The sequence below is a fragment of the Phascolarctobacterium sp. ET69 genome, from assembly GCF_023336935.1.
In the GTDB taxonomy this organism is placed as follows: domain Bacteria; phylum Bacillota; class Negativicutes; order Acidaminococcales; family Acidaminococcaceae; genus Fusicatenibacter_A; species Fusicatenibacter_A intestinipullorum.
In genome coordinates, this window is sequence record NZ_JAMBLR010000002.1 from 253360 (window position 1) to 277611 (window position 24252).

Sequence of the window (24252 nt, forward strand, 5' to 3'; positions counted from 1 at the left end):
CCTATGGGAAGCTATATCCCCTCTACCAAAGAAGAACGGCAGGAAATGCTTGCCGCAGCAGGCTACGGCAGTATCCGCAGCCTGTTTAAAGACGTGCCTGCCGAAGTTTACCTTGATAAGCCGCTGAACCTGCCCCAAGGCATGAGCGAACTGGAAGTGCGTGCCAAAATGCAGGAGCTGGCCGGCAAAAATACCGTGTTCCGCACAATTTTGCGCGGCGCAGGCGCTTATGACCACTACATTCCTTCCATTGTTAAATACATTACCTCCAAAGAGGAGTTTGTAACCAGCTACACGCCGTACCAGGCAGAAATGAGCCAGGGCATTTTGCAGTCCATCTTTGAATATCAGACGATGATTTGCGATTTGACCGGCATGGACACTGCTAATGCTTCCGTGTATGACGGCGCTTCTGCCGCTGCCGAAGCCGCTGCCATGTGCCGCGACCGCAAACGCAGCGTGGCGCTTGTAAGTGCTGCCGCTAACCCGGACGTTATTGCCACCATGCAGACTTACTGCTTCGGTGCAGGTACTGAACTGCGCCTTGTGCCTGCCAAAGACGGCAGAACCGACCTTGACGCGTTAAAAGCAATGCTTACGCCTGATGTTTGCTGCGTTTATGTGCAGCAGCCCAATTTTTACGGTCAGTTTGAAGAAGCAGAAAAGATTGCTGAACTTACCCACGCAGGCGGTGCCAAATACATTATGGGCGTAAACCCCATTGCTCTTGCCATTATGAAAACCCCGGCCGAATGCGGCGCAGACATTGCCGTTGGCGAAGGGCAGCCTTTGGGCCTGCCGCTGGGCTTCGGAGGGCCGTACCTTGGCTTTATGGCAGCAACCGGCGCTATGATGCGCAAGCTGCCGGGGCGCATTGTTGGTGAAACTGTTGACGCTGACGGCAACCGTGCCTATGTTTTAACTTTGCAGGCGCGCGAGCAGCACATCCGCCGCGAAAAAGCCAGCAGCAACATCTGCTCCAACGAGGCGCTGTGCGCTTTAACAGCTTCCGTTTATCTGGCAGCGGTAGGGCCGCAGGGCTTAAAGCAGGCGGCAACGCTGTGTCTTTCCAAAGCGCACTACCTGGCGCAGGAGCTTACCAAAATCGAAGGCGTAAACCTTGTTTACGGCGGCGAATTTTTCCACGAATTTGTTACCACTCTGCCTAAGCAGGAGGAAGTGCTGGCCGCACTTGCCAAAGAGGGCATTCTCGGCGGGCTGCCGGTTAAAGAGGGCGTGCTGTGGTGCGTAACCGAAAAAGCCACCAAAGAAGCACTTGATAAGGCGGTTGCCATTGTGAAGGAGGTGTGCGCATAATGGAATTGTTGTTTGAAAAAAGCACTCCCGGGCATGGCTGCGATATTTTTCCGGCCTGCGATGTGCCTGTAACTTCACTGCCGGAGGCTTTGGCGCGCAAGAGCGCTTTGCCGCTGCCGGAACTTTCCGAAACGGAAATCAGCCGCCATTATACTGCGCTTGCAAACCGCGCGCACGGCGTAAACAACGGCTTTTACCCGCTGGGCAGCTGCACCATGAAATACAACCCGCGCATTAACGACGAGATGGCAAACCAGGCAGGTTTTGCCGCCGTTCACCCGCTGCAGCCCAAAGAAACCGTACAGGGCTGCACGGAAGCGCTGGAACTTTTAGATAAATACCTGTGCGAAATTACCGGCATGGATAAGATGGACTTTCAGCCGGCAGCAGGCGCACACGGCGAATTTACCGGGCTTTTGCTGATAAAGAAATATCATGAAGCCAACGGCGATACCAAACGCACCAAAATTATCGTTCCGGACAGCGCGCACGGCACTAACCCGGCAAGCGCTGCCATGGCGGGCTTTACCACGGTTAACGTGCCCTCCAATGCGGATGGCTGCGTAGACCTTGACGCACTGCGCGCCGCTGTTGACGATACTACCGCCGGTTTAATGCTGACGAACCCGAATACCGTCGGCCTGTTTGACAGCAATATTCTGGAAATTACCAATATCATCCACGAAGCGGGCGGCCTGTGCTATTACGACGGCGCTAACTTAAACGCCGTTATGGGCATTGCGCGCCCCGGCGATATGGGCTTTGATGTTGTGCATCTTAACCTGCATAAAACCTTTTCCACTCCGCACGGCGGCGGCGGCCCGGGCGCAGGCCCTGTCGGCTGCAAAGCCCTGCTTGAGAAGTTCCTGCCAAAATCCGCACTGGGCGATGGTGCAGGCGAAGGGCATTTGCAGATGCGCGCGTTTTACGGCAACTTCCTTGTTTGCATGAGGGCTCTTACTTATGTGCTGACCCTCGGCGCGGAAGGCGTGCGTGAAGCCAGTGAAACGGCAGTGCTGAATGCCAACTACATGATGCACAAATTAAAAGATACTTACGATATGGCTTATGACCATACCTGCATGCACGAATTTGTTATGAGCCTGGAGGAACTGAAAAAAGCCACCGGCGTAACGGCGCTGGATGTTGCCAAGTCCCTGATTGACCGCGGTATTCACCCGCCGACGATGTACTTTCCGCTGATTGTACACGAAGCGCTGATGCTGGAGCCTACAGAAACCGAAGCGCGCAGGACGCTGGACGAAGCAGTGCAGGCACTTTTGGAGCTGTACGAGCTGGCGCATACCGACGCGGAATATATGCATAACGCTCCGCACCATGCGCAGATTAAGCGCCCGGACGAAGTACAGGCGGCACGCAAACCTGTTTTAAAATATGTACACAAATAAAGTTCCGGTTTCCTGTTATATTACCGGCTGCACCGAACCTTACCGCAACCTTGCCGTGGAGCGTTACCTTTTGGAACACACCCCGGCAGGCAGCGTAACGCTGTATTTATGGCAGAACAAAAATACGGTGGTCATCGGGCGCAACCAAAATCCATGGGCCGAGTGCAATATGGCGCAGCTGCGCAGGGACGGCGGGCATCTGGTCCGCCGTCTTTCCGGCGGCGGTGCCGTGTACCACGACAGCGGCAATTTAAACTTTACTTTTTTAACGGACGCGCGCACCTACAATCTTGCGCGCCAGCTGGAGGTTATTACCGGCGCGCTTAAAAGCCTCGGCATTAATGCCGTAAAAAGCGGGCGCAACGATATTCTGGTAGACGGGCGCAAGGTATCGGGCAACGCTTTTTATACCAGTGGCGGCAAAAAGTACCATCACGGCACGCTTTTAATTGACGTTAAAACGGACGAAATGGCAAAATACCTTACCGTATCGCCGCTTAAATTACAGGCTAAAGGCGTAAGTTCCGTTAAAAGCCGCGTGCTGAACTTAAAGGAAGTTTGCCCTTCTTTAACGGTGCCGGTGCTGCAAAACGCGCTTGTACATTCCTTTGCGGAAATTTACGGCAGCGAGCCTGTGCAGCTTACGGAAGCTGATTTTAACGCGGCGGAAGTTGCACGCTATGAAGTGGTGTTTAAAAGCGACGCCTTTCGCCTCGGCACGCGCCTGCCGTTTACCTGGCAGGCAGAAGCGCGCTTTGAATGGGGCAGCTTTACGCTGGCGTGCCGCGTTGACGGCGGTAATGTGCAGGACGCGGCAGTTTATACCGACGCTATGGACTGGAAGGCGCTTGCCGGTGCAGGGCAGTTTTTTAAAGGCTGCGCGTTTACGCCGGAGGCACTGGCGCAGGCAGCACAAAAAATTGCCGGACAGGCAGGAAACGACGTCAGTAAATTTTTAGCACAACTTACAATATAGAAAGGCATACAACCATGCAATACGATTTAATTGTTATCGGCGCAGGGCCGGGCGGCTATGTGGCGGCTATCCGTGCGGCGCAGCTGGGGCTGAAAACTGCCGTTGCGGAACGTGCGGAAGTTGGCGGCACCTGCCTGAACCGCGGCTGCATACCTACCAAAACCTTAATGCACAGCGCCAATTTGTACCGCGAAATCGGCGAAGCCGGTAAAATGGGCGTTAACGTAACCGGCGCAGAGGCAGATTTTAAAGCCATGCATGCACGCAAAGCGCAGGTAGTGGAACAGCTCCGCGGCGGTGTGGCGCAGCTTTTAAAGGGTAACGGCATTGATGTGCTTGAAGGTGAGGCGGCTTTTGCTTCGCCGGAAAGCATTACCGTCGGCGGCGAAAACTATACCGCAAAAAACTTTATTATCGCCACCGGCAGCAAACCGGCAGTACCGCCCATTCCCGGTTCGGATTTTCCCAATGTTGTTACCAGCGACGAAATGCTTGATACCGACAGCTGCGATTATAAGGAGCTTGTAATTATCGGCGGCGGCGTTATCGGCGTGGAAATGGCGGGCGTTTATAACGGCATAGGCCGCAAAGTTACCATTATTGAAGCACTGGAGAGGATTTTAGCGAATATGGACCGTGAAATTTCGCAGAACCTTTCCATGATACTGAAAAAACGCGGCGTTGCGGTTAACACCGGCGCCATGGTAACCGGCATTACGCAAGAAGGCGGCCGCCTGACCTGCACTTTTGAGCGCAAGGGTAAAACTGAAAGCGTCAGCGCCGACGGCGTACTGATTTGCGTAGGGCGCCGCGCCGTTACCGAAGGGCTGAACCTTGAAGCTGCGGGCGTGGAAAGCGAACGCGGGCGCGTAAAAGTAGGCGAGGGCTATAAAACCAACGTGCCGCATATTTACGCCATCGGTGACGTTACCGGCGGCATTCAGCTGGCGCACGCTGCCGAAGCGCAGGGCATTGCCTGCGTGGAAGGTATCTGCGGGCTTGCGCCGACGGTTGACGCAAACCTTGTGCCTTCGTGCGTATATACTTCGCCCGAAATTGCCACGGTTGGCATTACGGCAGACGAAGCCAAAGCGCAGGGACGCGCCGTTATTACCGGCAAATACGTTATGAGCGGCAACGGCAAATCCATTATCGAAAATGAGGAACGCGGCTTTATTAAGCTGGTGTTTGACGCAGAAACGGAAAAACTCATCGGCGCGCAGCTGATGTGCGGCCGCGCTACCGATATGATTGGCGAAATGGTTACGGCTGTAAGCGCAGGGCTGACCAAAGCGCAGCTGGCAATGGCGCTGCACCCGCACCCAACCTTCTGCGAAGGCATTACCGAAGCGGTACACGCCGCAGACGGCCACAGCATACACACCATGCCTCCGCGCAGGCGGTAACACTGCATAACAAAAAAGCAGGCTTAACGCCTGCTTTTATTTTTTATATTTATATATTCAATTTTCACTGCATTTGTTTGATAATCTGCATAATTTCTTCAACGCCTGGCACATTGCCGCCTGCCACAACTTTGCCGTCGATAACAAGCGCCGGTAAAGTCATTACACCGTAGGCCATAATGCGGCGCAGTTCGCTCACGCGTTCAAATTTTGCAGGGCATTTTAACTTTTTAGCGGCCACGGCAGCATTTTGGAACAATACCTCCACCTGTTTTGTCATTGGCCCTAAAACTTTAATTTGCATATCATCTCACCTTCGTTTCTGTATTTGCTGCACCTTTATCATAACAAAAGGCTTTGGCTAAAGTAAGTACAAACGGTGAACTATTTGCAAATTTTATTACATTCAAAATAAGATGTATTTTTATTTAGCACTTTGGGTAGCTTTTATCCTTCCAATACCACCATTTCAGCTTTTCGGGGTCCGGGCTTTCGGTGTCGGCATAATACACTGCCATGCGGAAAACATACAGCTGGCACAAATCCTCCTGCCGTCCTTTAAATTCGCAGTCCATGCGGTAAAGTTCTTTCGGGTCTTTGCCTTTTAAATCGGCAATGCGGCGGATGCCGATATTTAATAAATCCTGCTCTATGTTTGGGCCAATAAACGGTATTTTGCGCAGTTCGCTTTTGTTTTTATTCATCTTTTACCACTTCAATCTTAAAAACATTGATGGTATCAACATCGGGGCAGCAAAATACTGCCGTGCCGGGTTCTGCACCGGGAATTGAACCGCCGTAGCGTAGAATGTCGATATAGGGAAAGGCAACATGCATTGCCATTGGGCACAGCTTGCCGCGTTCCGTGTCAAAATCAAAGCTGTCGCCCGGTTTATGCCCGCGGTGGCAGCCGCAGGGGCCTTTGCGGCCGATAACGGTTATTTTAATTTTCGGTTTTTGCATTGCTGCCGCCTCCGTAATTTTTTATAACAGCCGCAGCCCAGTTTAAAAGCAGCCCGGAATAAGCGCTGAATTCCGCGGGGCTGATTTTTGTTTTAAACTGCGCCGGGCAGGTGAGTATTTTAAAATCTTCACCCTGCAATTTATTGGCAAGGTCTTTTCTTTTGGCAATATAAGCGCCGGTTTCAAGGTAATGTTTTGCCTGCAAAGCAAAAAAGGCTGATTTGTAAAGCATTTTTAAAACTTCCGCGCTTTCTTCATGCACAAAATTGTGTACGCAGGCGTGGTAAATATTGCATGCCGCCGTGTGCAGCGCACGTTTGGCATCAGCTTCGCCTGTTAAAAAAGCAATAAACTCCAAATCGCCGTAAATGGCTTTGGTGTCGCGGCAAAACTGAAATAAATCTGCCTTGTCCCACGCTTTCAGTTCTTCGGTGCCGCTTACAAAGCCGCATATTTTTGTGCGTTCTTCTAAACTAGCAATGGCGTTTTTGTAAAGGGTTAAGTCATCAAGCGTAAGGCTGTTTAAAATTAAAACAACGTCAATGTCGCTGCCTTCGTGCGCTTCGCCGCGCGCATAGCTGCCTTGCAGCCCGATAAACACAATCCTTGCGCCAAACGCCGCGTCCACGGCTTCTATGTATTTATCAAGCCAGCGGTCTAAATTAAACATTGCCTGCTCCGTTTCTGCCGCTTTTTTGCGGCTTTTTCAGTATGTAAATAAGGTGCGGCATTTCTTTGCCTTTGTAGGTTTTTACAAAACTGCCGCTTATTGCCATGCCAAGCCTTTCCGCCACGCGGCGGGATTTTTTGTTTTCCGGGCGGATTTCCGCGATAACTTCTTCTGCACCAAGCGCGCCGAAAGCATAATTGACGCTTGCCTGCGCTGCTTCAGTGGCGTAGCCCTTGCCCCAGCAGGATTTGTTAAAGATATAGGCCACGCCCATGCGGCGCTCGCCGTTTATGGTTTCTATAAGCGGTCCGCACACGCCCAAAAATTTGCCGCTGCATTTTTCGGTTACGGCGTAAAAGCTAAAGCCGTCTGCCTTGTAGCGGCGCAGGTTTTCAGTAAGCCATGCCGTAACTTCCGCATCTGTAAACGGCGCTTCCCAGGCGTACATTACTTCTTTATTCTGCAAAAAGGTTTTCAGTTCCGCTTCGTCACCGGGCGTAAGTTCACGCAGGTAAAGGCGTTCGGTTTGTATTTTGGCGTTTGCCTGTGCCGCAATTTTAGCAACTATTGCTTTATCTGCCGGGCAAAAGTCATAGGCGGTTATGTTTTGGGGCAGTATCCACGCCAGTTCGCTGTGCTCCAGGCGCTGCGGCTCGTCCTGCGTGGTGCAGTTAAACAGCGTTAAGTGTATCGTAATATCGGGGTAGGTGTGCGTTACTTCATAATAAACGCTGCCGGGCACAACGGTTATGCCCAGTTCTTCGCGGCATTCGCGCACCAGCGCCTGTTGTTTTGTTTCGCCTGCTTCCACCTTGCCGCCGGGAAACTCCCATAACAGCGCCCTTGCCTTGTTTGCCGGGCGGCGGCAGATTAAAATTTTATCTTCGCGCCATATCAGCGCGGCCACAACCTGTGTTATTTTCATAAATATACCTTGCTTTCTTAAATAAACGGCAGAATAAGCCGCTTCTGCCCTAATATTAACATAAGTAAAAGTGCGCGGCAATAAAATTTGCCGTTTTAAAAGCTATGATGTATAATAAGAAAAGAGAGATAATCTGATGTTGGTGCGTCAGTCCTCTCCTTGAATATTTTCAGTATTGAAAGAAAGGCTGTCCGCGACCGTTGGGACGGCCTTATTTCATTTCCGCGTTATTAACGCCGGGCAGAAATAATGGCAGCTACCAGAATACCGAAAGCTACCATTAAAGATAACGTTTCATAGGTACTCACTGGTTCACCACCTCCATTTTAAGGGAGAGAAGCCGACCATCAGATTATCTCACGAAGGGTATTATACCATAAATACAACTTACATAAAAGCAAACAGCCGGTAAAGAAAATACCGGCTGTTTTTTAGTATAAGCATTAAAATTAAGTTACAGCGTTATCATCCACGTTATGATGATGGCGTTGGTAAAGTCAATTAAAAACGCGCCGACGAGCGAAACTATCATCCACGCTTTGGGGGAGAAGCCGTATTTATCGGAAAGCGACTGCATGTTGGCAAGGCCGTTGGCGGTTGCGCCCATGGCAAAGCCGATGCCGCCTACCGCGAGCATTACAGAGTCGTAATCCTTGCCGAACATTAAGAAGTATACGCCCCAGGCGAAGGCCACCATTAAAAGGGTCTGAATGATGAGAATAACAATCAGCGGCAATGCCAGGTTAATAAGCTCGTACAGTTTAAGGCTGTTAATGGCCATGGTTACATAAAGCACCAGCGAAATATCGGCAATGCAGTCCATGCCGACGCCTTCAATTTTGTACGCTTTGCTGAAGTCGCCGATGTTGCGGATAACTGCGGCGATAAGCATACTGCCGATATATACCGGCAGCGTAATAAACTGGCCGAGGTAGGTGCTTAAAATACTGCCCAGCCCCATGGCGATAGCGACAAAGCCCAGCGCTTTTAAAATTTCCGCAGCAGCCGCCGGTGCGGGAATGAGGTTTTCGCCGGTAACGGTGGTTTCCGTTTCGTCAATTTCTTCCAGCGGAGCATCCTCTTTAGCTGCTTTAGGGGTTTTGAGCTTATATTTTTTAATCAGCTTTTCGCCGAAAGGGCCGCCGATAATGAGCGCCGTTGCCATACCGAAGGTAGCGGCCGTAATGGCAACCGTTGTTGCGCCGGTAACGCCGTAGTTCTGTTCAAAAAACGGGCCGAAGGCGGCGCTTGTGCCGAGCCCGCCCATCAGTGCCACGGCGCCGGCAAGAATGCCGTAGAATTTGTCAATGCCCATCAAGCTGCAAACGCCCATGCCGATGGCGTTCTGCAAAATGCCGAGTATTGTTGAAGTGAACCAGAAGCCTACGAGAAGCAGGCCGCCTTTTTTAACAAGTTTTAAGCTTGCCATCATGCCGATGGTGGTAAAAAAGCACAGCAGCGCTACTTTTTGCAGCGTGTCGTCAAAGGTAAAATCGGCGATGCCGTAAATTTTCAGCAGCGAAAATACCAGCGCAAAAGGCAGGCCGCCTATTACCGGCGCTGGAATGCTGAACCTTTGCAGGGCGGCGCTGTGGCTTTTTATCCACGTGCCGATGTAATAGCTGACTATGGCGAGGGCAACCGACTGCACCATATCAAGATGAATGGTTGTAATTTCCATATTATAACCTCCGGTTATTTATTAACAGATGTCTGCATTTTAGTGTGAGCCTTTCAATATCAGACTTGTATATTATAGACTTTTTTTAATAAATTTACAATACTGTTTTCAATTTGCAAACTAATGTATAATAAACGCCGCTGCGGTAAATTTTCCGTCAGCGGATAATTTTTATTAAAAAACTGCGAAAAAACAAGATAACCAAAGTAAAAACCGAAAAATTACTGTTAAAAGAAGGCGCACGGGCTTGACAAAAACAAACTTTGCCGGGGCGTAAACAGATGGAACAAAAACTGTAAAGCACAAAATATTGTTAACATAAAAATTAAATTAACAATATATGGTGGTGTTTTGCTTTACTTTGATATTAAAGTATGGTATTATGGTTAGGAATTATTTTGTAAAAGCGATGACTTTACGTTAAATATTTAAACACGGAAAGAGGGAGGACAATGAAGGTAATCAAGCGCGATGGCTCTACGGTTGACTTTGACCGCAGCAAAATAGTTGTAGCCATCCAGAAAGCCAACAATGCTGTTGATGAAAGTGAACGCATTGCCGAAGACAGAATTGAAAACATTGCACATTATGTAGAAAGCCGCAACCGTATGCGCCTTTTGGTAGAGGATATTCAGGATATGGTAGAGCATCAGCTGATGCAGGAGGGCAAATTCGACCTTGCCAAAGCCTATATCATTTACCGCTATACCCGTGCGCTGGTGCGCAAGGCAAATACTACGGACGAAAGCATTCTGTCTTTAATCCGCAACAGCAATAAAGACGTTATGGAAGAAAATTCCAACAAAAACGCCGTTATGGCTTCCACTCAGCGCGATTTGATTGCCGGCGAGGTTTCCAAAGACTTAACCCGCCGCATTATCCTGCCTGAAGAAATTTCCAAAGCGCATGACGAAGGCGCAATCCATTTCCATGATGCCGATTATTTTATTCAGCCTATTTTTAACTGCTGCTTGATTAATATCGGCGATATGCTGGACAACGGCACGGTTATGAACGGCAAACTTATTGAAAGCCCCAAGAGCTTCCAGGTTGCCTGCACCGTTATGACGCAGATTATCGCCAGCGTTGCCAGCAGCCAGTACGGCGGCCAGTCGGTGGATATCCGCCATTTGGGCAAATACCTGCGCCGCAGCTACAACAAATTTAAAAAAGCCGTGCTTGACGAAGTGGGCGACAGCCTGCCTGCCGAAACGGTGGAACGCCTTGTGCAGGCTCGCTTAAAGAGCGAACTGCAAAGCGGCGTGCAAACCATTCAGTACCAGATTAACACTTTAATGACCACTAACGGGCAATCGCCGTTTGTAACCATCTTCCTCAACTTACAGGAGGACGACGAATATTTGAAAGAAAACGCCATGATTGTGGAAGAAATTCTGCGCCAGCGTTTGCAGGGCATTAAAAACGACAAGGGCGTTTATGTAACCCCTGCCTTCCCGAAACTGGTTTATGTTTTGGATGAACACAACTGCTTAAAAGGCGGCAAATATGATTATATTACCAGGCTTGCCGTTAAATGCAGCGCCAAACGCCTGTATCCGGATTATATTTCCGCCAAGAAAATGCGCGAAAACTACGAAGGCAACGTATTTTCGCCGATGGGCTGCCGCAGCTTCCTTGCTCCGTGGAAGGACGAAAACGGAAACTACAAATTTGAAGGCCGCTTCAATCAGGGTGTTGTTTCCATCAACCTGCCGCAGGTGGCAATTATTGCCAAGGGCGACGAGCAGAAGTTCTGGAAGCTTTTGGATGAAAGGCTTGAGCTTTGCTACAAGGCTTTAATGTGCCGCCACAACGCGCTGATGGGCGTTAAGAGCGACGTAAGCCCTGTGCACTGGCAGTACGGCGCCATTGCCCGCCTGAAAAAAGGCGAAACCATTGATAAATACCTTGTTGGCGGTTACAGCAGCATTTCGCTCGGGTATATCGGCGTGTACGAAATGACCAAGCTGATGAAGGGCGTAAGCCATACCGACCCCGTGGGCGAAGAATTTGCGCTGCGCGTAATGCGCTACCTGCGCGCCAAATGCGATAAATGGAAACAGCAGACCGGCATCGGCTTTGCCTTGTACGGCACTCCGGCTGAAAGCCTGTGCTACCGTTTTGCCCGCATAGATAAAGAACGCTTCGGCACTATTGACGACGTTACCGATAAAGGCTACTACACCAATTCCTATCACGTTGACGTGCGCGAAAATATCGACGCCTTCAGCAAATTTGCCTTTGAAAGCCAGTTCCAGAAAATTTCCAGCGGCGGCGCCATCAGCTACGTGGAAATTCCGAACATGCGCCACAATACCGAAGCGCTGGAAGATGTAGTGCGCTTTATTTACGATAACATTCAGTACGCAGAGTTCAACACCAAGAGCGACTACTGCCATGTGTGCGGCTTTGATGGCGAAATTATCATCAACGACGATTTGGAATGGGAATGCCCGAACTGCGGCAACAAAGACCATAACCTGATGAACGTAACCCGCCGTACCTGCGGCTATCTGGGCGAAAACTTCTGGAACGTGGGCAAAACCAAAGAAATTAAATCCCGCGTTCTGCATCTGTAACGGAGGCCTGCCATGAACTACGCGGCAATTAAAACACATGATGTCGCCAACGGGCCGGGCGTGCGCGTATCGCTGTTTGTAAGCGGCTGCACGCATTACTGCAAAGGCTGCTTTAACCAGGAAGCCTGGGATTTTGACTACGGCCGGCCGTTTGACGCAGCGGCGGAAGAAGAAATTTTAAACGCTTTAAAGCCGCCGTATATTAAAGGCTTCAGCCTTTTGGGCGGCGAGCCGTTTGAACCCGCCAACCAGAAAGCCCTGCTGCCCTTTATGCAGCGCCTGCGCAAAATGTACCCCAATAAAACCGTATGGTGCTACACCGGTTACGACCTTGAAAAAGACCTGTTAACCGGCCGCCTGTGCGACTATGAAATTACGCGCGCCCTTTTGGACTGCATTGACATACTGGTAGACGGCGAATTTGTGGAAGTAAAAAAAGACCCCAACCTGCGTTTCCGCGGCAGCAGCAACCAGCGCGTTATCCGCCTTGCGGAAACCTTAAAAGAAGATAAAATAGTTTTGTGGGACGACAACGAAGGTTTGTTTGAACCGGGGAAATAATTGAAAAACAAAAACGCACTCAGATTTTATCTGTGTGCGTTTTTTTAGTATATATTTATTGATTTTATTTTACTTCAATATTTAATTCAATGCCATGAGGTATATTTGGATTCATAGCTTCTTTTAAATTTTCTGGAGTAGTTTGCAGATCTACATTGTTACGTACTTCAACTTCAAAATTTGTTCCGGCTGGATACTCAATATTTGTACCTTTCATAAAGAGGCCGCCAACTAAGCTTACTGCTGCTGCAACAGCGACTGCGCCTCCATCTGTTTTTCCTTTACCTTCTAAGCCTTTTTTTAGTGGTACAGTTATGTTATTTAAAGTTTTGATTTCTTTACCGGCTATTCTTAATACACCTTTGCGTCCAAAACCGCCAGCTTTTTGTACTTCGTAAACATAGCCGATGCCTATGGTATCTTTTGGAATAACAATAACTCCATTTATAATTAAGTTTTCGACCATTTTAAATTCAACGAGTTGATTTTTCTTTAATTTTTTAGATGTAGCCATTTCCAATAATTCTACATTTAGCTTTGTTCCTTTTGGAATATAAATATGCCCGTTTTCAACACCTTCAATAATTTGTTTTTTATTTTTATTTTTTTCTTCCTCCATAATTTTTGCAACTCGTTGTTTCATAGTTAGATTTTCTGGCTCTTTAGTAGTTTCTTCGTCAGCAAAAGGGTCATAATTTTCATTGACTACAACTTGTTTGTACGTAGCTTCGCTTGCAAAAACTACGGGCATATATGTACTATTAATTAAAAAATTAGCACATAATATTGCTGAAAATAATTTTTTGTAATTCATCAATAACACTCTCCCATAATTATGATACTATATTAAAAATATTATATCATAATTAGTAACCTTTCGGAATGTTATAATATAATTTTGACAAGAGCTGCTATAAATAATAGTTGATTATAATATTTGATTTTTAAACATAAAAATTTAGTACTGATAATAAGAAAATTTGCTATTCCCTCATTCTTTTGATTACTCAAAAGAATGAGGATGAAAGAAAAAATTGATAATGCATAATTAAAGCCGCAACGTAAACAAAAACAAATAATAAATCCATAGTTTGCATTTGCAAAATACTTGTGCTATAATAACCTTACAAATGGATAGAAGTGCTATCGAAATCAATTTGGTGCACGCAAAAACAAAAAACCGGGAGTTGCCGCTCCCGGTTTTTTAATTGTGCTGGCTGTGAGTCGAATTTATCTGTCCAGCCACTTGCAAATATAATACGAAATTACACTTGCTATGACAGATACAATTATGGATAGAAGAACATCTATCAATTTAGCACACCTCCTTCCTGCCGGAAAGAGTCACAGCTTTTCTATTATGCCTGTAAAATAAAATTTTGTCAATCTAACATTAAACAAATAAAAAACGCCGCTGTTAAGGCGGCGTTTAATCTGTACATCTGTACATCTGCATATTTGCATATCTGCGCAAGCAGGGTTATTTTATTTCCCTTCACCCGTTAAGCGGCGGATTACTTCGTGGTAGGCTTCTTCAACATTGCCCATGTCGCGGCGGAAACGGTCTTTATCCAGCTTTTCGTTGGTGTCCCAGTCCCACAGGCGGCTGGTGTCCGGAGTAATTTCGTCGGCAAGGATGATGTTGCCTTCGCTGTCGATGCCGTATTCGGTTTTAAAGTCAATCAGGCGTACTTTGCGCTGTGCCAGGAAGTCTTTTAATACGGCGTTGATTTTGAGCGCCATTTCGCGGATTTTTGCAATCTGTTCATCGGTTGCAAAACCAAAGGCTTCGCCGTAGTCGGGGCTGATCATCGGGTCATCAAGTGCATCGCTTTTGTAGTAAAATTCTACCAGCGGGCGTTTAAGCACATAGCCTTCTTCAACGCCCATTTTTTTGGCAAGGCTGCCTGCGGCAATGTTGCGGCATACAACTTCAACCGGAATGATTTTTACTTTTTTGCAAAGCTGTTCGCGGTCGCTGAGCTTTTTAATAAAGTGGTGTTCAACACCGTTTTTGCCGAGCAGGTCAAAAAAGAAGCTGGTAATGGTGTTGTTCATAATGCCCTTATCAACAATGGTGCCTTTTTTGGCGCCGTTTAAGGCAGTGGCGTCATCTTTATAATAGATAACTACTTCGTTGGGGTCGGCGGTGGCGAAAACTTTTTTGGCTTTGCCTTCGTATAACATTTCAGCCATGTGTTAAAACCTCTTTCTTTTATTAAGTAATGCCCGGCGTTTTTCCGGGCATCCTGGTTAACTTGTGTTTTTGATGTAAATATTTTAGAACTTTTAAAAGTGCTTGTCAATTGTTTTTACAGAAATTTGTCTAATACATACGGCACAAAATCCACTAAATTTTCAGAAAATAAAAACATTTACCTGAAGGCTTTACAAAATGTGTAAAGGGGGCTATAATTACAGCATAAGCAACAGCGAAGTTGCAGAACCATTTAAACTTCGCGCGTTGCTTTTTTTATTTTGTTTTTATTTTGAGGGGGACTAAAAAATGACGAGTGTTCCGAAACTTTTTGGCAGCGAGGTTTTTAACGAAACTGTTATGAAGGACCGTCTGCCAACCGCTACTTACAAGGCTTTTAAAAATGCGGTTTTAAAGGGCGAGCTGTTGGATTTGCCTATTGCCAATATCATTGCCAACGCTATGAAGGACTGGGCGCTGGAGCATGGCGCAACGCATTTTACGCACTGGTTCCAGCCGATGACGGGCATTACCGCCGAAAAGCACGAAAGCTTCATCACGCCTACGGCGGACGGGCGCGTTATTATGGATTTTTCGGGCAAGGAACTGGTACAGGGCGAGCCTGATGCTTCGAGCTTTCCTTCCGGCGGGCTCCGTGCTACTTTTGAAGCGCGCGGCTACACTGCCTGGGACCCGACAAGCTATGCTTTTATTAAAGACGGCTGCCTGTATATTCCGACGGCGTTTTGCTCTTACACGGGCGATGTGCTTGACAAGAAAACTCCGCTTCTGCGCAGCATGTGCTGTGTAGACCGTGCGGCAAGGCGCATTTTAAAACTGTTTGGCGAAAGCACCGAAAAGGTTATTACAACGGTTGGGCCGGAGCAGGAATACTTTTTGGTTGATAAAGATATGTACGATAAACGCCGCGATTTGAAGTTTGCCGGCCGTACGCTGTTCGGCGCAATGCCGCCGAAAGGGCAGGAGCTTGAGGACCATTATTTCGGCATTATCAAACCACGCGTTAAGGCGTTTATGAAAGAGCTTGACGAAAAACTGTGGGAACTGGGCGTGCTTGCCAAAACCGAGCATAACGAGGTTGCACCTGCCCAGCACGAGCTGGCGCCGATTTTTGCAGGCACCAACATCGCAACCGACCATAACCAGCTTACTATGGAACTTATGCAGAGCGTGGCACGCAAGCATAATCTGGTGTGCCTGCTGCACGAAAAACCTTTTGACGGCGTAAACGGCAGCGGCAAGCATAACAACTGGTCGCTGGGCACGGTTGAAGGTGAAAACCTGCTCAACCCTGGGGCAGAGCCGTATAAAAACCACCGCTTCCTGCTGTTTTTGGCAGCCGTTATTAAAGCGGTTGACGAATATCAGGACCTTCTGCGCATAAGCGTTGCCAGCGCAGGCAATGACCATCGCCTGGGCGCCAACGAAGCGCCGCCGGCGATAGTATCAATGTTTTTGGGCACCGAGCTTACCAATGTGCTGAAAGCCATTGAAGCAGGTGTTGAATATAAACCCGCAGACGAAGGCGAATTGAAGCTGAGCGGCAATGTGCTGCCTGCTTTGAAAAAAGACAATACGGACAGAAACCGTACTTCGCCGTTTGCATTTACCGGCAACAAGTTTGAGTTCCGCATGGTTGGTTCTGCCGCCTCCATTGCCGGGCCGAACGTTATTTTAAACGCCATTGTTGCCGAAGCTCTGGAGGAGTTTGCCGATAAATTAGAAGCAGCGGCCGATTTTGATGCCGCAGTGGTAGAACTCGTCAGAGAAACCGTAATCGCGCATAAACGCATCATCTTCAATGGTGACGGTTATACCGATGCATGGGTTGAAGAGGCCAAATCGAGGGGGCTGCTCAATCTCAAATCCACTCCTGAAGCGTTGCCTTACATGGTTAAAGAGAAAAACATCAGCCTGTTTGTAAAACACGGCATCTTTACCGAAGCGGAAGTCCGCAGCAGGCTGGAAATTTCGCTTGAAAATTACAGTAAGGCAATCCGCATTGAAGCGCTGGCAATGCTTGATATGCTGTTTAAAGACATTTTGCCCGCCGCAGCACTTTACACTGCCGATTTAACGGCGGCAGCAAAGAGCAAAAAAGAGCTTGGCATTGCAGGCAGCTTCGAAACGGAGCTTGCTTCCAAAATTGCAACGCTCAGCAGCCTGCTTTACACAGATGCAGAAAAATTAAAAGCAGGGCTTGGTGACGTTGTAAAAACATCTGCACAGGCAGAGGCAGATTATTACCATGACGTTATTTTAAAAGACATGGGCGCTTTGCGCGAAGCCGGCGACGAACTGGAAAAACTGATGGGCGGCAAATACCTGCCGTACCCGACTTACAGTGAATTGCTGTTTGGAGTATATTAAAACCGAATTTGAGTTTTGCTGCACAACGGGGTGTATCTTAAAAGGTACACCCCGCTTTTGTTTTAGTTACAGAAAAGAGGGCTAATATGAGGGGATTAATACATGGTTTACTGGCGGCAGGCGTGCTTTTGGGCATTCCGGGCACGGTGCTTGCCGCAGAAGGAGCGCCGGCAGTTGATACCGGCGACACGGCGTGGGTATTGATAAGTGCTGCGCTTGTAATGCTGATGACACCGGGGCTGGCGTTTTTTTACGGCGGCATGGTGCGCAGCAAAAACGTACTGACGACAATTATGCAGAGCTTTTTTATTGTGGCAATGGTAAGCGTGCAGTGGGTGCTGTTCGGCTTCAGCCTTGCCTTCGGGCCGGATATTAACGGCGTTATCGGCAGCTTGAGCTGGGCAGGGCTTACCGATATGGCGCTTTTTGCCGCTCCTTACGAAGATTATTCCGCAACGGTGCCGCTGTTTGCCTTTGCGGCATTCCAGTGCATGTTTGCGGTAATTACGGCGGCGCTTATTACCGGCGCTTACGCCGAACGCTTTAAATTTGGCGCGTTTGTGCTGTTTACCTTTTTGTGGACTACGTTTTTGTACGACCCCATGGCGCACTGGGTATGGGGCGTTGGCGGCTGGCTGCGCGATTTAGGCGCGCTCGATTTTGCGGGCGGCACGGTTATTCATATTTTAAGCGGCGTCAGCGGTTTGGTAGCCTGCATTATGCTTGGCAAACGCAGCGGCAAGGGTGTTGTGCCCATGCTGCCGCACCATTTGCCGATGACGGTGCTGGGCGCAGCACTTTTGTGGTTCGGCTGGTTCGGCTTTAACGCAGGCAGCGCGCTTGGCGCTAACGGCCTTGCAGCCGGTGCGTTTGTGGTAACGCAGGCAGCGGCGGCAGCGGCAACCTTATCGTGGGTTGGCGCAGAATGGCTTGTAAACGGGCACCCCACCATGCTTGGCGCAGCAAGCGGCTGCATTGCCGGGCTTGTTGCCATTACCCCGGCGGCAGGCTTTGTAACTGTTGTGCCGGCCGTTTTAATCGGGCTTATCGGCGGCGTGCTGTGCTTTGCGGCAGTGGCCATTGTTAAGGCAAAACTCGGGTACGACGACGCACTTGACGCATTCGGCGTACACGGCGTTGGCGGCACCTGGGGCGCACTGGCAACCGGGCTTTGGGCAACAAAAACCGCAAACTCCGCCGGTGCGGACGGGCTTTTTTACGGCAACGCGCACCAGCTGTATGTACAGGCGGTAACGGTAGTGGTTGCCATTGTGCTGGCCGTTGTTGGCACCTACATAATTTTAAAAATAGTGGGCGCAGTTACAACCCTGCGTGCTGATGCTGCCGAAGAAGAAAGCGGGCTTGACATTGTTGAACACGGCGAACGCGCTTACCGCCAGAGCATTATAAACGGCACGCCGCTTACTAACCTTGCCGTGCAGGAAGCACCGGCCTTTGCCGCCAAACCGGCACCGGCGGGCAAATAATTTACGGAGGCAGTTATGAGACCGATTACCAAAATAGATATTATAACCAGAACCGAAAAACTGGACGAACTGAAAGTTGCTTTTGCGGAAATTGGCGTTACCGGCATGACGGTAAGCCAGGTGTTTGGCTGCGGTTTGCAGAAGGGGCATAAGGAAGTGTACCGCGGGCAGGCTTACGATATTAACCTTGTGCCGAAGGTTAAAATAGAAACCGTTGTCTGCGAAGTCCCTGTGGACGAAGTTTTGCGCGTAGCCCAGAAAGTCCTTAAAACCGGTCAGCCCGGCGACGGCAAAATCTTTATCTACCCGCTGGCCAATGCAGTTAAAATCCGCACCGGCGAACAGGGCGAGGCAGCCATTATCGACGACCATAAATGAGCGCCGCTTAGTGCCGGGTGATAGATACGGCAATAAGCGTAACGTAAAAGCCGTGCAAATTTCGCGATTGAATAAAGAGCGAAGTTTACGGTCCTTAACATCGCCCAATATAAGCGATCCTTTGGCGAAGCTTAGATTTTTAAATAATAACCAGCATAGACTGATAAACAGTAACGGCGGAGCTTATACAGATATAAAAACACAGCACGCCGTTATATAAAAACCCCACAGTCATCACCTTTCATTGCACTGCGTGCCCAAAGCGCCGCAGTGCGCTTTTTTAGCTGAGTCGCCACTTAGTGCCAAACAGAAGCGCAGGCAATAAGTGTGCCAGCGAAGCTATGCAAATTTTACGATTGAATAAAGAGTAAAATTTGTAATCCTAAATGAGTCGCCACTTAGTGCCAAGCCTCTCATTACAAACCTTCCTGCCAAAAGTTTTATCAAACATCCATGAGTATGTTATAATTAAAAATGCTTTTAAAATCATCAGCAGGGAGTTAAGCCATGAACCTTTTATACATCGCCGTTGGGGGCGCGTTTGGCGCAGTGCTGCGTTACCTTGCAGGTAATGCCGCCGTAAAATATTTTAACCCGCAGCTGCCGTACGGAACTTTTATTATTAACATCAGCGGCTGCTTTTTAATGGGGCTTTTGATGACGCTGATTGTGGATAAAGGCCTTCTGCCGCCGGTTTGGCGTTTGTTTTTGTGTGTAGGTGTTTTGGGCGGGTTTACCACGTTTTCATCCTTCGGGTATGAAGTATATACGCTTTTTGCGGAAGGAAACCTTGCCTGCGCTTTGTTATACGCAGCGTTAAGCTGCCTTTTGGGCGTGCTTGCGGCGGCTTTCGGTGTTTTGGCAGTAAAAATTTTAATATAGCTTTTGCATGTTTAAAGAGGGCAGTGCTGCTCTCTTTTTTTATTTTGTGCATGAAGGGATATAGTTTACTGCTTACGGCACTATCTCGGCCTGGAGATAGTGCCTGTTTTGCGTGGGCATTTTTGGGTTTTACTGCTTACGTACGGTAGTACTTAGGGAACAAGGTAAATTATATATATAATCTTTGAATTACTTAAGAACAAGGTAAGAACGTAATACGGCAAAGAAAAGATAAAGAGAAAAAACAAGAAAAAAGAGAAAAGAAAAGAAACTCACCCATATAAACAGCAAAACAGGGGCAAAAATTAACCATGCGCAAAAAAATTGCCAAAAAATTTTTACGGGCGGAAAAATAAAAAAATTTTACAGGCAGGTAAATTTTTAAGGCATAAAATCCGTTTATATGGGTGTAAGGGCAAACGCAAAAAACAAACAGCCCAAGGAAAGGAGCATGCTAAAATGGCAGCAGCAAAAACAGTGTTATCTCAAACAATGTCTATCAACGTGGAGGATGGCTTCGATGGCGAAGGTACAGCGCAGACCAAGGCGCACACCTACTCGGGCATCAAAAAAGACGCGGGTGCTGATGAGCTTGTTAAAGCTGGTACGGCGCTGGGCAGCCTGATGGAAAACGAAGTTGTGAACATTGTTGTAACCGAAAAAGCGGAAGTGGCGGAAGCCGAGTAATTAACCGAAGGGAGATTGAAAAATGGAAAAAGTATTACAGCTTGTATTTAAAAAGGCCGACGGCAAACAGAAGGTGCTTAACGTAACCGACCCGCGCGAAAATGTTACGGCGGAAGAAGCGCGCACCGCCATGCAGAGCATTGTAGACAGCGGCGTATTTAATGCCGACGGCAACGCGCTTGCCGAAGTTGTGGAAGCGCGTGTGCGTACTACCGAAGTGAACGTGCTGAAATAAGGCGGCTAAGCGATGGACGCGGAACTTATCTTCAGCCAGCTGGCTAATTTCGGGTTTCCGGTAATGCTTTCGTGGTATTTATTAATACGCATGGAAAGCAAGCTGGATAAACTTACCGAAAGCATCAGCGCACTGACGGCAAATATCGCGCAAGGCGTAAATTAGCACGAAAAGCCGTGCAGGCTAAATGCTCATTCTTTCCGCCGCTGCAAAATGCTGCGGCTTCTCCGTTAACGGTCAGGCTTCGCAGCTGACCTTGCGGAGTTTAAAACTAAAAATTTCAGCCGCCGCAGTTTTGCCTTTGCGCCGGAAATTATAAACATTTAGCCTGTTATATAACTTAAAACTTCATTACTTGCCAAACTTTTATAAGCACAAAACCAGCCCGATGCTGTTATGCAAAGGGCTGGTTTTTCTTTTCCTTTTTATAATAGTTATAGTCATTGTAATTAGTTATTATATCTTTATTTACTTTATTATTCATGTTACTTTTTATGGGCTAAAAAGTAACCAAAAAGCCTTCGCTCCTCCAAAAATTATACGGATGACTGTATCAAATTCGTATAGCACTTGCTGCGCCTGCGGAACTCGTTTGCTGCGCAAACTCAAACAGTCCTCGGCAAACGCTGCAAGTGCCTTAATTATGGTTTGCCTATTTTTTGAATGTCGCGGCTTCGCCCAAATTCGTAGTTTGATAATTCTTTTCTAAAATTTAACTTGTTGCCGCACTGCTAAAAATTTATTGAGTTCCGATTTCATTGCTGAAAAGTAAGGAATAATTAGTTTATCAGGTAATTTAATAGATAGAATGTCAGTATACAAATTTATGGCTGATGGCTATAATAATATTTTTTATTATCGTTTATTATGTATTTTCGTCTAATTAAAAAATTAAAAGTACGAGTTAAATGCAATCGCGGCATTAAAAATTTAGCGGCATTTACTAAAAAGCAATAAAAATTTTCCGGTGTTTGAGCGCAGCGAGTTCCGTGGAAATTTTTATTGGTTGCGGTGTGCCGCGTGCGGATTTTTTGCTTTAGCAACAAAATTCGTAAATTTTTGCTAGCCGCGTGACTTTTCTTGCTTCGTTCTTTTGGTCAGTCAAAAGAATGAAGATGAATAATAAAGTAAATATAAAATATTAAATGTACATGCAAAGGAGCAAAGCAAAATGAAAAATAAGATGAATAAAAAAGTAAATTAAGATATACTAACGTAAATACAAAGATAAAACCAAAATTAAAAAATCCAAACTCCACATTAAGGTAATAAAAAATGGCACGATTTACACCGCGCCATTTTTTATTACTTCTTCTTCCTAAGCTCCGTTACCGGCACGCCGCCAATGCCCCAGTTATCGGTGTCAACTTCGTCGATAACCACAACCGTGGTGGCGGTGTTTTTGTTCAGCACGCGGTGCAGAAGCTCCGTTGCTCCTTCGATAAGCTGTTTTTTCTGCTCCGGCGTTACGTTGCCTTCGCGGGTAATTTTAATGTTAACGTATGGCATGGGCGTCACTCCTTTTTGTTTTATTATAACACGGCATTAAAAATTTTACTTGCTATTTAAAATCCGTTGTGCTATTATTTATCTGCATTCAGATGCCTTAGGGCAGCATCCGCAGGAGCTGTACCATATAAAGGGCATTAATGCAAAAACAAGGTCGGTAAAACGCTTGGACTTAATTGCCGGGACGTGACGGAATAGTGCATTTATGCGTATTTTGGCGTACTCTGCCCGGAGTGCGCTTTTTTTATGCTTCCGGTTAATCCTTGCAGAAAGGAGTTGTTATGGATTTATCTTTTGGCGTTGCAGGCCCGGGGCGCGTTGGCAGTTCGCTTGCTATGTCGCTTGGCGGAGCAGGCTTAAGCTGCGCCGGTGTTTACGGCGGCACCCATGCCAAAGCAAGGGCGGCTGAACTTGGTGTGCGGCATTTTAATGAGCCTTTGGGGCTTGTTGCCGCGGCAGACGTTATTTTTATCTGCGTGCCGGACAGGTTTATTAATGAGGCGGCAGAGAGCATGGCAAAGGCTGCTGCACAAGCCGGGCTTGATGTGCGCGGCAAGTATTTTTACCATGTGAGCGGCAGCGCCGGGCTTGATGAACTTGCTCCGCTTAAAGCGCTGGGCGCGGAAACAGGTAGCCTGCACCCGCTTCAGAGTTTTGCTGCGCCGGTAAAAAGCCTTGCGGGAATTGGCATGGCGGTGGACGGCAGCGCAAAGGCGCAGGAGCTCGGTTTTAAGCTGGCGCGCCTTTCAGGGGCGGCTGCCTTTAAAGTGCCGCCGCAGGAGCGGGAGCTGTATCACGCGGCGGCGTGCTTTTGCAGTAATTTTACGGTAACGGTTACGGCCCTTGCCGAAAAGCTGCTTTTACGCTGGACTGATGACGAAGAAACCGCGCACAGGCTGCTTGTGCCGCTTTTAGCCGGTACGGCGGCAAATCTTGCTTCGGCAGAAAATGCGGGCGCGGCGTTAACCGGCCCGATATCGCGCGGGGACGCGGTTACTGTTGCCGGGCATTTAAAAGTTTTGCCGCAGGAGTTTGTGCCTGCTTACTGCGCGCTGGGGCTGGCAACGGTTAAGCTGGCACGCGAAAGCGTGCGCATTACAGAATCCGCAGCGGCGGAAATGACGGAATTATTTACGGAGGCAAATAAATGAAACAAATTACAACAGCTGTAATAAAGCAAATGAAACAAAACGGCGAGTCGGTAACCATGGTTACGGCATACGATTACGCCATGGCCAAAAACGTATGCGAGGCCGGTATTGAAATGATTTTGGTGGGCGATTCGCTGGGCAATGTGGTGCTGGGTTATAACAGCACCGTGCCGGTAACGATGGACGAGATGATTCACCATACCAAAGCCGTTATGCGCGCGGCGCAGGGCAGCGGCACAATGGTTGTGGGCGATATGCCTTTTATGAGCTATCAGGCAAGCGTGGTGGACGGCATGTACAACGCTGCCCGTTTTTTGAAGGAAACCGGCTGCGCGGCAGTAAAGCTGGAAGGCGGCGCGGAAGTGTGCGGACTGGTGCAGAAACTTACGCAGGCAGGCATACCGGTTGTGGGGCATATTGGGCTTACGCCGCAATCTGTAAACCAGCTGGGCGGTTTTAAAATACAGGGCAAAAGCGCAGAGGCGGCGCAGAAGCTTTTGGACGACGCCCGCGCACTGGAACAGGCAGGCGCATTTGCCATTGTGCTTGAATGTGTGCCCGAAGCACTGGCGGCAAAGGTTACGGAAAACCTTAAAACGGCGGCAACTATCGGCATCGGCGCTGGCAAATACTGCGACGGGCAGGTGCTGGTATGCAACGACCTTTTAGGCTATACCGATGGTTTTTGCCCCAAATTTGTTAAGCGCTACGCCGATTTGCACAGCGTAATGACGGCGGCGTTTAAAGCCTATGCGGCAGATGTAAAATCCCGCAGCTTCCCTGCGGCGGAGCATACTTTTAAAATAGACGACGAAGTTTTGGAAAAACTGTACTGATAAAGGAGAACG

The 24252-nt window shown here is 48.2% G+C and carries 25 protein-coding genes; 15 read left to right on the forward strand and 10 right to left on the reverse strand.

What is annotated here, in order from left to right; genetic code table 11:
* Positions 1–3: 3 nt before the first annotated feature.
* The 4 genes from gcvPA to lpdA are packed head-to-tail and all read left to right on the forward strand — an operon-like array spanning position 4 to position 5108.
* Positions 4–1317, forward strand: a complete 1314-nt coding sequence (gcvPA, locus tag M3079_RS04030) for an aminomethyl-transferring glycine dehydrogenase subunit GcvPA (protein WP_249077367.1) — start codon at positions 4–6, stop codon at positions 1315–1317.
* Positions 1317–2726, forward strand: a complete 1410-nt coding sequence (gene gcvPB, locus M3079_RS04035; RefSeq protein ID WP_249077368.1) for an aminomethyl-transferring glycine dehydrogenase subunit GcvPB — start codon at positions 1317–1319, stop codon at positions 2724–2726. Before gcvPA ends, gcvPB begins: the two co-directional genes overlap by 1 nt.
* Positions 2713–3702 carry a lipoate--protein ligase gene (locus tag M3079_RS04040; protein WP_249077369.1) on the forward strand — a complete coding sequence of 330 codons (990 nt, stop codon included), beginning with the start codon at positions 2713–2715 and terminating at the stop codon, positions 3700–3702. Before gcvPB ends, M3079_RS04040 begins: the two co-directional genes overlap by 14 nt.
* Before the next feature lie 14 nt (positions 3703–3716).
* On the forward strand, positions 3717–5108 hold the full coding sequence (gene lpdA / locus M3079_RS04045) for a dihydrolipoyl dehydrogenase (RefSeq protein WP_249077370.1): 1392 nt from the start codon (positions 3717–3719) through the stop codon (positions 5106–5108).
* Between the two features lie 64 nt (positions 5109–5172).
* Here lpdA and M3079_RS04050 read toward each other — a convergent pair whose 3' ends face one another.
* The 7 genes from M3079_RS04050 to M3079_RS04080 form a co-directional block, all read right to left on the reverse strand.
* Positions 5173–5412: a thioredoxin family protein gene (locus M3079_RS04050; protein ID WP_021715699.1), complete on the reverse strand. Its 240-nt coding sequence runs from the start codon at positions 5410–5412 to the stop codon at positions 5173–5175.
* Between the two features lie 124 nt (positions 5413–5536).
* Positions 5537–5812: a helix-hairpin-helix domain-containing protein gene (locus M3079_RS04055; protein ID WP_249077371.1), complete on the reverse strand. Its 276-nt coding sequence runs from the start codon at positions 5810–5812 to the stop codon at positions 5537–5539.
* Positions 5805–6071 (reverse strand): TIGR04076 family protein, encoded by a 267-nt coding sequence (locus tag M3079_RS04060; protein ID WP_249077372.1) that lies wholly within the window; start codon positions 6069–6071, stop codon positions 5805–5807. The genes M3079_RS04055 and M3079_RS04060 overlap by 8 nt, the downstream gene beginning before the upstream one ends.
* A complete protein-coding gene (locus M3079_RS04065) occupies positions 6052–6741 on the reverse strand; it encodes a nucleotidyltransferase domain-containing protein (RefSeq protein ID WP_249077373.1) in 690 nt (229 codons plus the stop codon). Before M3079_RS04065 ends, M3079_RS04060 begins: the two co-directional genes overlap by 20 nt.
* Positions 6734–7666, reverse strand: a complete 933-nt coding sequence (locus M3079_RS09385; RefSeq protein ID WP_283162424.1) for a GNAT family N-acetyltransferase — start codon at positions 7664–7666, stop codon at positions 6734–6736. Before M3079_RS09385 ends, M3079_RS04065 begins: the two co-directional genes overlap by 8 nt.
* 230 nt (positions 7667–7896) lie before the next feature.
* A complete protein-coding gene (locus tag M3079_RS09445) occupies positions 7897–7974 on the reverse strand; it encodes a putative holin-like toxin (RefSeq protein ID WP_349293338.1) in 78 nt (25 codons plus the stop codon).
* Positions 7975–8120: 146 nt separating this feature from the next.
* The gene (locus tag M3079_RS04080) at positions 8121–9347 is read right to left on the reverse strand and encodes a sodium/glutamate symporter (RefSeq protein WP_249077374.1); all 1227 of its coding nucleotides are present in this window, start codon (positions 9345–9347) and stop codon (positions 8121–8123) included.
* A 452-nt stretch (positions 9348–9799) separates the two neighbouring features.
* On the opposite strand from M3079_RS04080, the gene nrdD reads away from it, so the two are divergent.
* Together nrdD and nrdG are read left to right on the forward strand one after the other, a co-directional pair.
* Entirely contained in the window at positions 9800–11926 is a 2127-nt protein-coding gene (gene nrdD / locus M3079_RS04085; protein ID WP_249077376.1) for an anaerobic ribonucleoside-triphosphate reductase, read from the forward strand.
* Between the two features lie 12 nt (positions 11927–11938).
* Entirely contained in the window at positions 11939–12487 is a 549-nt protein-coding gene (gene nrdG, locus M3079_RS04090) for an anaerobic ribonucleoside-triphosphate reductase activating protein (protein WP_249077378.1), read from the forward strand.
* 64 nt (positions 12488–12551) lie between these two features.
* Here the strand turns inward: nrdG and M3079_RS04095 are convergent, their stop codons facing one another.
* Together M3079_RS04095 and purC are read right to left on the reverse strand one after the other, a co-directional pair.
* Complete coding sequence (locus M3079_RS04095; protein WP_249077380.1) at positions 12552–13301, reverse strand: hypothetical protein; 750 nt, start codon at positions 13299–13301, stop codon at positions 12552–12554.
* Positions 13302–13972: 671 nt separating this feature from the next.
* Complete coding sequence (gene purC / locus M3079_RS04100) at positions 13973–14683, reverse strand: phosphoribosylaminoimidazolesuccinocarboxamide synthase (RefSeq protein WP_021715707.1); 711 nt, start codon at positions 14681–14683, stop codon at positions 13973–13975.
* Between the two features lie 310 nt (positions 14684–14993).
* Between purC and M3079_RS04105 the strand changes: the two genes are divergently transcribed.
* The 7 genes from M3079_RS04105 (at position 14994) to M3079_RS04135 (ending at position 20909) form a co-directional block, all read left to right on the forward strand.
* Positions 14994–17075 carry a glutamine synthetase III gene (locus tag M3079_RS04105; RefSeq protein ID WP_249077382.1) on the forward strand — a complete coding sequence of 694 codons (2082 nt, stop codon included), beginning with the start codon at positions 14994–14996 and terminating at the stop codon, positions 17073–17075.
* An 86-nt stretch (positions 17076–17161) separates the two neighbouring features.
* On the forward strand, positions 17162–18562 hold the full coding sequence (locus M3079_RS04110; RefSeq protein ID WP_249077383.1) for an ammonium transporter: 1401 nt from the start codon (positions 17162–17164) through the stop codon (positions 18560–18562).
* A gap of 15 nt (positions 18563–18577) precedes the next feature.
* Positions 18578–18940 (forward strand): P-II family nitrogen regulator, encoded by a 363-nt coding sequence (locus M3079_RS04115; RefSeq protein ID WP_021715710.1) that lies wholly within the window; start codon positions 18578–18580, stop codon positions 18938–18940.
* A 507-nt stretch (positions 18941–19447) separates the two neighbouring features.
* The gene (gene crcB / locus M3079_RS04120) at positions 19448–19822 is read left to right on the forward strand and encodes a fluoride efflux transporter CrcB (protein ID WP_249077384.1); all 375 of its coding nucleotides are present in this window, start codon (positions 19448–19450) and stop codon (positions 19820–19822) included.
* A 477-nt stretch (positions 19823–20299) separates the two neighbouring features.
* A complete protein-coding gene (locus M3079_RS04125) occupies positions 20300–20509 on the forward strand; it encodes a DUF1659 domain-containing protein (RefSeq protein WP_249077385.1) in 210 nt (69 codons plus the stop codon).
* A gap of 22 nt (positions 20510–20531) precedes the next feature.
* Positions 20532–20744 (forward strand): DUF2922 domain-containing protein, encoded by a 213-nt coding sequence (locus M3079_RS04130; RefSeq protein ID WP_021715712.1) that lies wholly within the window; start codon positions 20532–20534, stop codon positions 20742–20744.
* Between the two features lie 12 nt (positions 20745–20756).
* Complete coding sequence (locus M3079_RS04135) at positions 20757–20909, forward strand: YvrJ family protein (RefSeq protein ID WP_249077386.1); 153 nt, start codon at positions 20757–20759, stop codon at positions 20907–20909.
* A 1140-nt stretch (positions 20910–22049) separates the two neighbouring features.
* Here M3079_RS04135 and M3079_RS04140 read toward each other — a convergent pair.
* A complete protein-coding gene (locus M3079_RS04140) occupies positions 22050–22253 on the reverse strand; it encodes a 4-oxalocrotonate tautomerase family protein (protein ID WP_249077387.1) in 204 nt (67 codons plus the stop codon).
* Between the two features lie 281 nt (positions 22254–22534).
* Between M3079_RS04140 and M3079_RS04145 the strand changes: the two genes are divergently transcribed.
* Positions 22535–23404, forward strand: a complete 870-nt coding sequence (locus M3079_RS04145) for a Rossmann-like and DUF2520 domain-containing protein (protein ID WP_249077388.1) — start codon at positions 22535–22537, stop codon at positions 23402–23404.
* Positions 23401–24240 (forward strand): 3-methyl-2-oxobutanoate hydroxymethyltransferase, encoded by an 840-nt coding sequence (gene panB / locus M3079_RS04150; protein ID WP_249077389.1) that lies wholly within the window; start codon positions 23401–23403, stop codon positions 24238–24240. Before M3079_RS04145 ends, panB begins: the two co-directional genes overlap by 4 nt.
* Positions 24241–24252: the final 12 nt, after the last annotated feature.